The organism is Formosa undariae (assembly GCF_042427615.1).
Lineage (GTDB): Bacteria > Bacteroidota > Bacteroidia > Flavobacteriales > Flavobacteriaceae > Formosa > Formosa undariae.
This window is the reverse complement of the sequence record NZ_JBHMEZ010000012.1, coordinates 552,703-566,749: the sequence shown is the minus strand read 5'-3', so window position 1 is coordinate 566,749 and position 14,047 is coordinate 552,703. Positions and strand designations below refer to the sequence as shown.

Sequence of the window (14,047 nt, the reverse complement as noted above, 5' to 3'; positions counted from 1 at the left end):
GTTGAATGTCAAGTTTGTTCACCTCCAATTAAGAGCTTAAATTTGAAGTATAAATAGTTAGTTAGTTTTTTTCAATAAGAATTCTATTATAATTTTGGTTGGTTATAAAATAGAATTAAAAGTTTGTTAGTTAATTTTTAGTTTAAAAAAGCAGTTTCTTTACATGTTAAAGTAACTGCTTTTTTTATTCTATACATTCCATAGTACTTTCTACAGAGTTTGGATTTATTTTAGGCGACATATATGGAATGCCAAGCCCAAGTCCTCTTATAATAAATAGTATACCAATAATAATAACAAAAACTGGTATTAATTTTTGAATACGTTTCTTCGCTAAACTACTTAACAAATTTCCAAAATAGATTGCCGTTGTCATTAACGGAATCGTTCCTAATCCGAATAAAAACATGTATAAAGCCCCTTTAAAAGGCTCCGCTGTTGCTATAGACGATAATACGGCCATATAAACCAAGCCACACGGGAGAAATCCATTTAGAAATCCTATGGTTAAAAACGTATCTGCTGTTTTTTTTTGAAGCGCAGCACCCATACCTTTTTTTACTTTTGAAATGATCTTAAATACAGGTTTTGAAAAATTGTATTTGTTGAATGTTTTATAGGGTAGGAGCACGATAACAATTAATAGTACACCAACTATAATGGATAGTTTTTGTTGAAGCCCAAAAATGTATAAACCTTTACCTAGAAACCCAAAAACCAATCCAATGATGCTATAGGCCAAAAGCCGTCCGAAATGATAAATGAATATCTGACTTATTTTTTTAACCGGATTACTTCGGTCTACGGGTAACATAAAGGCAATTGGACCGCACATACCAATACAATGAAAGCTTCCTAAAAGTCCAAATATAAAGGCAGAAATAAACATTTAGTACGTTAAAGATTGCTTGTATAAGTAACTAGAAGAGTTGTTTTTCCAATCTACTTTTAAGTCCCAACGCCCATCTACTAAATTAGCTTCTGGGATTAATAATGTATGGTTAGTTAAAGTAATAGGAACTTCGAAATCCAATAACTTATTAGATGGTCTGTATAATGAAACCGTTCCCGAAATTTGATTTTCGTTTATGTTTTCAGGAAATTGAATAAGAATGCCTTCATTGGTTTGTTTCCAAGACAAATTCTCAGTCAATAATTGCGCATTTTTCTCTTTATTAATTTCGTCTTGTAAGCCTAATTCTTGTTTATAATAATCTTCTACAACCAATTCGTAATTAAAACGATCTCCAATCATCATATTCACAACAAAGTATAATATGAATGCTATAAAAGATACAAAAGCAATAATAATTCCTGTTCCCCAATTTATTCTCATAATAATAAGCCTTTAGTAATTATTTGTAGCTTCTTGGACCTAAGAAACTAACTGTGGTGGTTTCAATTAACTCATCGTGGCTGTAAACTTCCAATGTTAGTTCATTTTTGTCACCTTTTAAATCTGATTGTTTAATTTCGATAAACAGTGTGCCTTCAGCTAAACCTTGACCAGGGACTAAAAATGTATCTGTTGTAGATACTAATTTTATTTCACCAGGATATCCCACTAACTTAAATGAAACATCGTCAATTTCGTCGTTCGTCTTATTTATCAATTTATAAGTAAACACATTACTAATAACGTTGTTTTCTTTATGCTGGTATAATTGACCTGGTAATCTTAAAACGGTGGCCTCAAGTGCATTTCTAGAAAAGAGCATACCTCCCCAAACGATTAATAATATAAGTAAAACAGCAGAGTAACCTTTAAGACGCGCGTTGAATTTAAATTTTTCTTTCTTCTCTATTTCGTCTTCACTAGCATATCTAATAAGTCCTCTTGGATAGCCTATGCTATCCATAATGGTATCACATTCGTCTATACAAGCCGTACAGTTTACACATTCTAATTGTGTACCGTTTCTAATATCTATACCAGTAGGGCAGACATGTACACATTGGAAGCAATCTATACAATCTCCATGTCCCAGTGCTTCGCGGTCTTCATTTTTGCGATATTTTTTTCGTCCATTTTCTCCTTCACCACGTTTGTGGTCGTAGGCGACGATAATAGATTTATCATCTAATAATACACCTTGCAATCGACCGTAAGGACAAGCGATAATACAAACTTGCTCTCTAAACCATGTAAATACAAAGTAGAATACAGCTGTAAAAATTAATAATGAAATTAAAGTGCTAAGATGGTCCGCAGGACCTTCTATTATATAGGTTAATACTTCGTCTCCTCCAATTAAGTAAGCCAGGAAAACATTAGCAATAAAGAATGAAACAACAAGAAATAAAAACCATTTTAAGAGGCGTTTTCTTATTTTTTCACCATTCCAAGGCTGACGGTCTAAACGCATTTGTTTACCTCGGTCTCCGTCAATCCAATATTCAATTCTACGAAACACCATTTCCATAAAAATGGTTTGTGGACAAATCCATCCACAGAAAATACGACCAAATGCCACTGTAAAAAGTGCAAGAAACACAACGCCTATAAGCATAGACATTACAAACAGTTTGAAATCTTGTGGCCAGAATGGAAATCCGAAAATATTAAAGCGTCGCTCTAATACGTTAAACATTAAAAATTGATTGCCGTTTATTTTAATAAACGGCGACACAATTAATAGGATTAATAAGATGTAACTAACTATTTTACGTTTGTCGTAAAACCTCCCTTTTGGTTTTTTAGGAAATACCCAAGCTCTTTCTCCGTCTTCGGTTAGTGTACCTATGGAATCTCGAAATCCTTCGTGTTCTGGTGTTTCCATAATTTAGGGCGTTTTAACGTATCTAATTTTTAAAATTATTCAGCAGCTTCTGCTACCCAAATATCACCTTCAGCTTCTTTAGGTTTAGCAGGAGTAGTTCCTTGTAAACTTAAAACGTAACTAGCTACTTGAGCAATTTGTGCGGGTTTTAAACTTTGTTTCCAGGCAATCATACCTTTACCATCACGGCCTCCTTCACTGATCGTGTGGAATACATTTTTAATTCCACCTCCTAAAATCCAATGATCATCTGTTAGGTTTGGTCCAATTCCACCTCCACCATCTGCCATATGGCAAGCCACACAGTTGGTTTCGAATGCAGCTTTACCTGCACTTAAATCCGAGGCATCGGTTAATAAGGTTACAGAGTTGGCATCAACTAAATCTTTAGCCGTTTTCTTATATTCTTCAATTGAAATTTTAGCCTCGGCTAATTCTGTTTGGTATTCATCAATTTGTGATTCTCCACCGAAAACTTCATATTTCAACATATAAGCGAAAGCAAAAATAATAGATATAATAAATGCGTATTTCCACCATGGTGGAAGTGAGTTATCTAATTCACGAATTCCATCGTAATTATGGTCTAATACGATTTCACTTTCCTGAGCGATAGGTTTTTGACCTAGTAACTTAATATAAGTGTCCTTTGCCCATTGTATAAATTTAGGCGTTTTAGCATCATTAGCTAAATATCTCGCCTTCCCAGCAGCATCTAAACTTTGAAAAAGCACATTGTCTAGGGCTGCAACAATACCTTCGATAGAAAGAATAACGACTAAAACCAAAAGTAAGAATACCAACACGATTGGAAACTTTATAAAAGCAGGTTCGTTACCGGAGTCTACAAAATATTCAATTAATCCCGCTATTGCAAAGAATAGAACGGGCACTCTTATATACGATGGTATGTATTTTCTCATAATGTGGTTTCGTTTTGGTGGTTATCTTTTTCAAAAGGAATTTGGCTTACGGTATCGATATAATCTTTTTTAGCGGTTAATACCCACCAAAATAAGATTACAAAAAAACCGAAAAATATTAATAATGATAGTATTGGGTATATTGCTATCCCATCCATACTATCCATATAGTTTTTTACGAAGCTAAACATGGTTAATAGTTTTAAATTATTCTAAGTCGCTTACTTTAATATCTGTTCCTAATCGTTGTAAATAGGCAATAACTGCCACGATTTCACGATTTCTCATTTCAATAAAATCTTCACCATTTTCGGCAGCAGATTTTTTATCATTTTCATAATTTTCAGCAAAATCAGGATCGCTATATAAGTTCTTTTCAATAGCTGTTCCTTGCTCTAACATACTTTCTTGTGCATTTGCTATTTCTTCGTCAGTATAAGGTACTCCTAAAGTTACCATTGCTTCCATTTTAGATTCTGTATCAGATTTATCTAATTCATCTCTAACAATCCACTGGTAAGCAGGCATAATAGAACCACTCGATGTACTTTGTGGATCGTACATATGATTTAAGTGCCAGTTATCTGAGTATTTACCTCCAATACGATGTAAGTCTGGACCGGTACGTTTACTTCCCCATAGGAATGGGTGATCGTAAACATATTCACCCGCTTTAGAGTATTCCCCGTAACGTTCAACCTCACTTCTAAACGGTCTAATCATTTGTGAGTGACAACCCACACAACCTTCACGAATATAAATATCACGACCTTCAAGTTCTAGTGGCGAATACGGTTTTACACTACTAATGGTAGGTATGTTAGATTTAACCATTATAGTAGGTACAATTTGAATGATACCTCCAATTAATATGGCGATAGTCGCTAAAATTGTTAATTGAATAGGCTTGCGCTCTAACCAAGTATGGAATCCTTCTCCAGCAAGACGGCTTTTAGACACGCGCTCTAAAGCAGGTGCTTCGGCTAATTCGTCTGACACTACAGATCCACGTTTTATAGTTACAAATACGTTGTAAACCAATACAAGTGTTCCTACTAAGTATAATGTTCCTCCAACGGCACGCATGGCGTACATTGGAATAATTTCAGTTACAGTTTCAAGGAAGTTACCATAAACTAAAGTCCCATCAGGATTAAATTGACTCCACATACTTGCTTGTAAAAATCCAGCGACATATAAAGGAAGCGCATACATTAATATACCTAAAGTCCCTATCCAGAAGTGTAGGTTTGCAAGTTTAGTAGAATATAATTTTGTTTTAAATAATCTTGGTACTAACCAATAAATCATACCGAAGGCAAAGAAACCGTTCCATGCTAAGGCACCAACGTGCACATGCGCAATAATCCAGTCTGTGTAATGACCCACAGCATTTACATTTTTTAAAGACAGAAGGGGGCCTTCAAATGTTGCCATACCGTAACCTGTAATCGCAACTACGAAGAATTTTAAAACAGGGTCTGTTCTAACTTTATCCCAAGCACCTCTTAACGTTAATAATCCGTTAATCATACCTCCCCAAGACGGCATTAATAACATCACTGAAAATGCTACACCTAAATTTTGTGCCCATTCAGGTAATGCTGTATATAATAAGTGGTGAGGTCCTGCCCAGATGTAAATAAAGATTAAAGACCAAAAGTGAACGATAGATAATTTATAAGAATATACAGGTCTGTTCGCAGCTTTAGGAACAAAATAGTACATTAAACCTAAGAATGGTGTTGTTAAAAAGAATGCTACGGCATTATGTCCATACCACCACTGTACTAAGGCATCCTGAACACCAGCGTATACCGAATAACTTTTCATTGCACTTACAGGTAATTCTAAACTGTTAAAGATGTGTAATACAGCTACAGTTACAAATGTTGCTAAGTAAAACCAAATGGCTACATATAGGTGACGTTGTCTACGTTTTAAAATGGTAGCAATTAAGTTCCATCCAAATACAACCCAAACTACAGCAATAGCAATATCTATAGGCCATTCTAATTCTGCATATTCTTTAGACGATGTAAAACCTAGCGGAAGTGAAATTGCAGCAGCAACAATAATAAGTTGCCAACCCCAAAAATTAATATTACTTAAAACATCGCTTGCCATTCTTGCTTTAAGAAGACGTTGCGAAGAATAATACACCCCTGCAAATATGGCATTACCAACAAATGCAAAAATTACAGCATTGGTATGTAAAGGTCTTAGTCGACCAAAACTTAACCAAGAAATACCGTCGGTAAGATTGGGAAATATAAATAAGAATGCAAGTAATAAACCGACAACCATCCCAATTACACCCCAAAAAATGGTTGCATAAATGAATTTTTTAACGATTTTATTATCGTAGTAGAATTGTTGTATTTCCATAGTGATGTTTAATTATTCTTTTTTAGTTAGTATGGTTTTGTTAGGTTTTTTTGTGACTAATTCGTCTTCGAATAGCATGCGTACAGAAGGCGTATAGCTATCATCGTACTGCCCGTTTTTTACCGCGAAAATAAATGCGACAAAAAAGATCAGTGCTACAATAACACTTACTCCTAATAAAATATAAATTACGCTCATTTTTTGCTTAATTAATCGGTAAAAGTAATAGGCTCATTTTATTCAAAATATGACATTTGTCATGTTTTGAATATGGTTAAACTAATTTTCTTCCAGCCCAGTTAGAAGCTATTGTTGTAAATACAACAATACTAATAGAACTTAGGGGCATTAGAATGGCTGCTATAACAGGTGCAAGCTGCCCAGTTATAGCAAAATAGAGACCTATGCAATTATATACTAAAGATAATAAAAAACTCCATTTTACAATTTTAATAGCCGTTTTAGCCGCTATTAAGAATTGTTCTAATTTGTAAAAAACGGAGGCATCCATAATACCATCGCAGGCAGGAGAAAAAATATTAATATTTTCAGAAAGTGCTATTCCAACTTCACTTTGTGCTAAAGCTCCAGAATCGTTAAGGCCATCTCCAACCATTAGCACTTTGGCGCCTTCGGATTGGTGATATTTAATGTATTCTAACTTATCGGCAGGTTTCTGATTGAATAATAATTTGGTTTTTGTGGGTAATAGTTTTTTTAAATTTTCCTGTTCTCCTTCATTATCTCCAGAGAGAATGGCTAAATTATATCGTTGTTTCAAATTATTAAATAATTTTGAAAGTCCTGTTCTGTAACTATTATAAAAGGTGTACTTTCCTTTGTAGTTTTCGTTACTACTAATATACACACTTGTGCTTAATGATTTTTGAAGCTCTTTCTTGCCTACAAAATTAGCGGAACCTACTTTTATCACATTATTTTTTAACGATGCCTGAACGCCTTGTCCAATATGTTCTTCAAACGTATCTAGCGTAACAATATCGTTTGCTTTTAAAATATCGTAAAGTGTTCTGCTTAAGGGGTGGTTAGAACCACGTAAGGTGTTTTTTAATAAACGCTCTTCGTCTGGAGTTAATGGCACACCATCGTAAGTTGCTGTACTTTTTTTATTGGAGGTAATGGTTCCTGTTTTATCGAAAATAATAGTATTTATAGCTGCTAATTGCTCGATAACACTAGCATTTTTTAAATACAATTTATGTTTTCCGAAGATGCGTAGTATGTTCCCAAAGGTAAATGGCGCGGCTAAAGCTAAAGCACACGGACATGCAATAATAAGAACTGCAGTAAATACATTCATCGCTTTACTAGCGTCGTAAAACAACCAAAATACGGTGGAAATTACAGCAATACTTAAAATTGAAATAGTAAATCGTTTACTTATAGTGTTCGTTAAGTTAACAAAGGCGTCTTCTTTATTTTTGTTGAAAATATCATGACTCCAAAGTTGTGTCAAGTAACTTTGTTTTACGGCTTTTACAGCTTCCATTTCAATACTTCCAGAGGTTTGTTTTCCGCCAGCAAATAATTTGTCTCCAGAGATTTTACTAATGGTTTCCGATTCACCTGTTACAAAGCTATAATCAATCGACGCTTTTCCTTTTATTAAAATCCCATCAACAGGAATTAATTCTTCATTTCGGATCAATAAACGGTCACCTTTTTTTATGTCGTAAATCTGAATTGGAATTTCTTCAGTTTCAGAAACAATTTTAGTCACGGCAATGGGGAAGTACGATTTGTAGTCTCGTTCGAACGATAAGAAAGAATAGGTTTTCTGTTGAAAAAACTTTCCTAATAATAAGAAGAACACCAGTCCTGTTAAACTATCGAAAAAGCCCTGTCCAAGGTCGAAGATAATTTCAACAGTACTTCGTAGAAATAACACCAAAATACCAATTGCAATAGGTACATCTATATTTAAAAGTCCAGCTCGCAATCCTTTATATGCGGAAATAAAATAATCACGTCCAGCATAAAACACTACAGGGAGCGAAAAGGCAAACATCATCCATCTAAAAATGGGTTTGTACTGGTCTAACCAAAACTCATTCACCTCGAAATATTCAGGAAACGATAGAAACATCACATTTCCAAAAGCAAATCCAGCAATTCCCAACTTATATATTATCGAACGATTAATATGTTTTTTGCCGTCGCTATAATCATCTAAACTAATATAAGGTTCGTAACCAATTGTGCTTAAAAGTAAGACAACATCTTTAAGGGAAGTCGTTTTGGACAAATAGGTAATCCGAACTGTTTTTTTATTAAAATTTACCTGAGAACTTGTGATTTCAGGTTTTAGCTGATGCAGATTTTCTAAAATCCAAATGCAAGAACTACAATGAATATGCGGAATATATAAGGTGGCTATCTGGATAGAATCGTCGTTAAATTCTAGAAGCTTTTCTAAAATCTGTGGATCTTTTAGAAAATCGAATTTTCCTTCATTTATTTTTGGGATTGCTCCTGGCGATTTCTGCATTTCGTAATATGCAGTAAGATTACTTTCCGAGAAAATTTCATAAACAGTTTTACACCCGTTACAGCAGAATGATTTCTCGTCGAAATTAATTTCAACAGTATCACAGCTATTACCGCAATGGAAACATGTTTTTTCTTGGGATTTCTCGACCATACTTTTTTAATCAAAGGTTTAAAATAGGAGCCTGTAAAAATATGATATTTGTCATGATTTCACTACTTTTGAATATAATTTAATAATCATTAAATGGGAGATTGCGAACAATGCATGGTGAGAAAGCTAAGTGCTTTAAAAATGTTGAAGGGGGAAGAAATAAAAGCTATATCATGTGCTAAAATAACAAAGCATATTAAAAAAGGCGAAATTATTTTTAAAGAGGACGAGATGCTTAACGGCGTGTATTGTATAAGCTCGGGAGTATGCAAATTAACCAAGTTAACAGAAAAAGGAAAAGAGCAGGTCGTAAGGTTAGTTGTTAAAGGAGAACTTTTAGGACAACGTTCGGTAATAATAAATGAAGTAGCAAATTTAACGGCTACGGCATTGAATGATATGGAAGTATGTTATATTCCGAAACAAGAAATCATTCAAGACTTAATGAAAAATAATGATTTTTCTTTGAGTATGTTAAGACGAATGGCCGAAGATTTAAAAGATGCAGAAACGGCTATTATTAACATGGCACAAAAATCGGTTAGAAAACGATTGGCAGAAATTATTCTGTATTTATGCGATAATTTTGGTGTCGATGAAAGTGGTTATTTAAAAGTTACATTATCTCGTGATGATTTTGCAAGTATTGTTGGGACGGCTACAGAGTCGGTAATAAGAACATTATCTCAGTTTAAAAAAGAAGATTTATTAAAAACAACAGGAAAGAAAATCCGAATTATAAATCGTGAAGAATTAGAAATGATGGAATAAATTCCGTTTTTATTCTGATTTTAATAAAATATAAAGTTGATTTGCCGTAAAAGGTAACTCAACTTTTTTTAGTTATAATATTATGTGAAAGCCATTCGTTTTATGTCAGTAAATTAGTATTTTTATAATGCTATGAAAAAAACAATTCACAAAAAAGGGTTTGTATTTCAAGTTTACGAAGCGGAAAATCAATCGCCATTCGATACACTTTTTGAAATATTTAAAGAACTCATTACGCATACCTCTGGCGATTTCGACGAAGCCATAAATTGGTTGCGTGACCTAGATAAAGAATATAAACTTACCACCGCAGAATATACTATTGATGATTTTATAGAAGACCTTAAGAAAAGAGGGTATATAAAAGACGATATAGACGATAAAGGTAACGGCGGGACAAAAATTACTGCAAAAACAGAGCGGGCTATTAGGCAACAGGCGTTAAACAATATCTTTGGAAAACTAAAACGCAATGGTTCTGGAAACCATAAAAGTAAATCTCCTGGAACAGGAGACGAGCATACTGGAGAATTTAGAAGTTACCAATTTGGAGATGCTTTAGATAAAGTGTCTATTACCGAAAGTCTGAAAAACGCACAAATTAATCACGGTATCGGAAGTTTTAATTTAACCGAAGACGATTTGGTAGTCGAAGAAACGCTTCATAAATCGCAAATGAGTACGGTACTAATGATTGATATTAGTCATAGTATGATTCTCTATGGCGAAGATCGGATTACGCCCGCTAAAAAAGTTGCGATGGCATTGGCCGAATTAATCACGACGCGTTACCCAAAAGATACTTTAGATATATTGGTTTTTGGTAATGATGCTTGGTTAATTAAAATTAAGGATTTACCGTATTTAACCGTTGGGCCATATCACACTAATACGGTTGCAGGGTTACAATTAGCGATGGATGTATTACGTAGAAAACGACATACCAACAAGCAAATTTTTATGATTACCGACGGTAAACCGAGTTGTTTACGAATGCCCGACGGACAGTATTACAAGAACAGTATGGGATTAGACGATTTTATTGTGAATAAATGTTACGATTCTGCACAACAGGCGAGGAGATTACATATTCCAATTACCACATTTATGATTGCAAAAGATCCATATTTAACACAGTTTGTTCAAGAGTTTACAAAGGCAAATCAAGGGAAAGCATTTTACACGGGATTAAAAGGACTTGGTGAAATGATTTTTGAAGATTACGAAACCAACCGTAAAAAGAGAATTAAAGGATAAAAGAATCTAGATAAAACCATAAAGAATTTTAAACTTTAGAGTAACCCCAATAATACAGGGCTAATACTAAAATAGATAAGAATGAAAATTGAAAATATAAAAACACTAGGAGCTTTAAAGGCTTCAGGATATAAGAGTAAATCGATTAAAGATGAATTACGTGATAATTTAATTAAAAAATTAAAGAATGATGACGTTGTTTTTGAAGGGGTTCACGGTTACGAAAACACCGTTGTTCCAGAATTAGAACGTGCCATTTTATCGCGACATAACATCAATTTATTAGGATTACGCGGACAAGCAAAAACGCGTTTAGCACGATTGATGGTGAATTTATTAGACGATTATATTCCTGTCGTTGCAGGTTCGGAAATTAATGACGATCCATTACGGCCAATCTCTAGGTTTGCAACAGAATTAATTGAAGAAAAAGGAGATGATACACCCATTACTTGGTTGCCAAGAAGTGAACGTTTTGCAGAAAAATTAGCAACACCCGATGTAACGGTGGCCGATTTAATAGGAGATGTAGATCCTATAAAAGCAGCACATTTAAAACTGAGCTATGCAGACGATCGCGTAATACATTACGGAATGATTCCTAGAGCTAATCGCTGTATTTTCGTGATTAACGAAATACCCGATTTACAAGCTAGAATTCAGGTGGCTTTATTTAATATTCTTCAAGAAGGAGATATTCAAATCCGCGGATTTAAATTGCGGTTACCTTTAGATCTTCAGTTTGTGTTTACTGCAAACCCAGAAGACTATACCAATCGTGGAAGTATCGTGACACCTTTAAAAGATAGAATTGGTTCTCAGATTATCACGCATTATCCGGTAGACTTAGCAACGGCTAAAAAGATAACCCAGCAAGAGGCTAAATTAAACGCGCATCAAACCGAGATGATTGCTATTCCTGAATTGGCGAAAGATATCTTGGAACAAATTGTTTTCGAAGCTCGCGATAATGAATTTATAGATGCAAAAAGTGGAGTGAGTGCACGTTTAGGAATTACAGCTTTAGAAAATTTAGTGAGTACAGCCGAGCGTAGAGCACTTATTTCTGGCGATGATAAAACGACAATTCGTTTAGGTGATTTTGTGGGAATAATTCCTGCAATTACAGGTAAAGTAGAACTGGTTTACGAAGGAGAACAGGAAGGTGCTTCTGTGGTTGCCTTCAATTTAATTGGTGATGCTATTCAGACGTTGTTTCCAAAATATTTTCCGAAGATTGAAAAATTAGAAAAGCAAGAAGACGAATTGCCTTACGACGATCTTGTATCTTGGTTTTTTAATAGTGAAGACGGTTTTGAGTTGTTAGACGACTTGACCGAAAAGAAGTATAAAGAAACTTTAGATGCTATAGGACCATTAAACGCATTAATGACGAAATATCAGCCCGACTTAAAGGAGAGTGAACGCTATTTTGTAATGGAGTTTGTGCTTTGGGGATTGGTGCAGTTTAATAAATTAAGTAAATTTAGATATACTGAAGGGATTCAATTTAAAGATCCTTATGGAAGTTTTATAAAAGGCCTTTAAAAATATATAAACCAAAAAAACGCCATCTTTACGGATGGCGTTTTTTTATGGTTTAATATGAAATAATTAAGTTGTAATTTATAACATTTCAGAATTGACATAAAAGTCAATATCTACTTCTAACGTTTTATTTTTAATAGGCATAGATTTCCACGCTTCTGTTGGCGTAATCCATTGCGATTTACCATCAATAGTCACTTGAATAGGCATATCGAAACCGCTAACTATATTAGTCCAATGGTAATTTAAGGCATCATTTTTAAATTCATATTCTAAAGTAGGAATACGAATATCTCTTAAATACTGATTGAAAAATGCAGTTAAATCGATATCAGATTCTTGACTAAGATAATCTTCTATTTGCTTGGTACTTACCGTTTGGTGATAGAACGTTTTGTTAAGTCCGCGTAAAATTTGTCTCCATTTCTCATCATCATCGACTAATTGTCTCAGTGTATGAAGCATATTGGCTCCTTTGGTATACATATCTCCAGAACCTTCACTATTTACGTTATAGACTCCAATAATAGGTTTGGTGTTTTTAATCGATTTACGTGTTCCAATTACATATTCTGCAGAGGCTTCTTTACCGTAATGATAGTCTACAAACAGATTTTCAGAATAGGCTGTAAAGCTTTCATGAATCCACATGTCTGCAATATCTTTATACGTAATATTATTGGCAAACCATTCGTGACCTGATTCATGAATGATTATAAAATCGAATTTTAATCCCCAACCAGAACCTGAGACATCGCGCCCGTAGTATCCGTTTTCGTATTTATTTCCATAAGTCACAGAACTTTGGTGTTCCATACCTGGGTAAGGTACTTCTACCAATTTAAATCCGTCTTCGTAAAATGGGTATGGTCCAAACCAGTGTTCGAAAGCCTTCATCATTTTTGGGGCATCTTTAAATTGCTTTTTAGCTTTTTCAAGATTATCTCTTAATACATAATAATCCATATCTAAAGGGCCTTTTTCGCCAGGAAAAACTTCGGAAAAATGAACGTAGTCCGCAATGTTTACATTTACACCGTAATTATTTATAGGATTTTTAACCGACCATGTAAAAATCTTTCTTCCATCGTCTAAAGTTTTTGTATCCGTTAGTTTTCCGTTAGAAACATCCATGTAACCTTTTGGAGTGGTCACGCTAATATCCATACTATCTACTTCGTCGTACATGTGATCTTTACAAGGCCACCATACACTAGCACCCAAACCTTGATTAGATGTGGCTATAAAATCCTTTCCGTTGTCCTCTTTTTTCCAAGAAAATCCGCCATCCCAAGGCGCTTTTACTGCTTCTTTCGGATGTCCTTCGTAATAGACATCAATACTATTTGTTGCTCCTTTTGTTTGTGTTTTTGTTAGTGTTATAAAATGTGCATTTCCTTCAGTAATCACGTTTAAAGATTTACCATCTTGGGTGGCTTTTGTGATTTTTAAAGGCACTTGTAAATCGATTTGTAGCACATTCGCAGGTTCTAAAACGGTATATTGAATCGTGTTTTTTCCTGTAATATATTTGGTTTCAGGTAGGACCTCGATATTTAAGTGATAATAAGTTAAATCCCACCAAGCACGTTCGGGAGTTATGCTTCCACGAAGGGTGTCCTGATGTGTGAAAACGGTTTTATTAGACAACATTTGGCTATATGCCGAAGTTGCTAAACATAAAAAAGTAAGAAATAGTAAGTTGAATTTTTTCAAAG

General features: G+C 34.3%; 12 protein-coding genes. 3 read left to right on the top strand and 9 right to left on the bottom strand.

Features of this window, described 5'->3' with window-relative positions:
* Nucleotides 1-184 precede the first annotated feature (184 nt).
* The 8 genes from ACFFVB_RS13375 to ACFFVB_RS13340 form a co-directional block, all read right to left on the bottom strand.
* Nucleotides 185-889, bottom strand: coding sequence for a sulfite exporter TauE/SafE family protein (locus ACFFVB_RS13375; RefSeq protein WP_382383489.1), 705 nt, complete (start codon nucleotides 887-889; stop codon nucleotides 185-187).
* The gene (locus ACFFVB_RS13370) at nucleotides 890-1,336 is read right to left on the bottom strand and encodes a FixH family protein (protein ID WP_382383488.1); all 447 of its coding nucleotides are present in this window, start codon (nucleotides 1,334-1,336) and stop codon (nucleotides 890-892) included. It abuts the gene before it with no gap.
* A 19-nt stretch (nucleotides 1,337-1,355) separates the two neighbouring features.
* Nucleotides 1,356-2,780, bottom strand: coding sequence for a cytochrome c oxidase accessory protein CcoG (gene ccoG / locus ACFFVB_RS13365; RefSeq protein WP_382383487.1), 1,425 nt, complete (start codon nucleotides 2,778-2,780; stop codon nucleotides 1,356-1,358).
* A 35-nt stretch (nucleotides 2,781-2,815) separates the two neighbouring features.
* Nucleotides 2,816-3,703 (bottom strand): cbb3-type cytochrome c oxidase N-terminal domain-containing protein, encoded by an 888-nt coding sequence (locus tag ACFFVB_RS13360; protein WP_382383485.1) that lies wholly within the window; start codon nucleotides 3,701-3,703, stop codon nucleotides 2,816-2,818.
* A complete protein-coding gene (locus ACFFVB_RS13355) occupies nucleotides 3,700-3,894 on the bottom strand; it encodes a CcoQ/FixQ family Cbb3-type cytochrome c oxidase assembly chaperone (RefSeq protein ID WP_382383483.1) in 195 nt (64 codons plus the stop codon). Before ACFFVB_RS13355 ends, ACFFVB_RS13360 begins: the two co-directional genes overlap by 4 nt.
* 16 nt (nucleotides 3,895-3,910) lie before the next feature.
* A complete protein-coding gene (gene ccoN, locus ACFFVB_RS13350) occupies nucleotides 3,911-6,091 on the bottom strand; it encodes a cytochrome-c oxidase, cbb3-type subunit I (protein WP_382383482.1) in 2,181 nt (726 codons plus the stop codon).
* Nucleotides 6,092-6,103: 12 nt separating this feature from the next.
* A complete protein-coding gene (gene ccoS, locus ACFFVB_RS13345) occupies nucleotides 6,104-6,289 on the bottom strand; it encodes a cbb3-type cytochrome oxidase assembly protein CcoS (protein ID WP_382383480.1) in 186 nt (61 codons plus the stop codon).
* 76 nt (nucleotides 6,290-6,365) lie between these two features.
* A complete protein-coding gene (locus ACFFVB_RS13340; protein ID WP_382383479.1) occupies nucleotides 6,366-8,753 on the bottom strand; it encodes a heavy metal translocating P-type ATPase in 2,388 nt (795 codons plus the stop codon).
* 93 nt (nucleotides 8,754-8,846) lie between these two features.
* On the opposite strand from ACFFVB_RS13340, the gene ACFFVB_RS13335 reads away from it, so the two are divergent.
* From ACFFVB_RS13335 to ACFFVB_RS13325, 3 genes are all read left to right on the top strand, one after another.
* Nucleotides 8,847-9,524, top strand: coding sequence for a Crp/Fnr family transcriptional regulator (locus tag ACFFVB_RS13335; RefSeq protein ID WP_382383478.1), 678 nt, complete (start codon nucleotides 8,847-8,849; stop codon nucleotides 9,522-9,524).
* A 132-nt stretch (nucleotides 9,525-9,656) separates the two neighbouring features.
* Nucleotides 9,657-10,781: a vWA domain-containing protein gene (locus ACFFVB_RS13330; RefSeq protein ID WP_382383477.1), complete on the top strand. Its 1,125-nt coding sequence runs from the start codon at nucleotides 9,657-9,659 to the stop codon at nucleotides 10,779-10,781.
* Nucleotides 10,782-10,862: 81 nt separating this feature from the next.
* A complete protein-coding gene (locus tag ACFFVB_RS13325; protein WP_382383475.1) occupies nucleotides 10,863-12,329 on the top strand; it encodes a sigma 54-interacting transcriptional regulator in 1,467 nt (488 codons plus the stop codon).
* A gap of 78 nt (nucleotides 12,330-12,407) precedes the next feature.
* Here the strand turns inward: ACFFVB_RS13325 and ACFFVB_RS13320 are convergent, their stop codons facing one another.
* On the bottom strand, nucleotides 12,408-14,045 hold the full coding sequence (locus tag ACFFVB_RS13320; RefSeq protein ID WP_382383473.1) for a M1 family metallopeptidase: 1,638 nt from the start codon (nucleotides 14,043-14,045) through the stop codon (nucleotides 12,408-12,410).
* Nucleotides 14,046-14,047 lie beyond the last annotated feature (2 nt).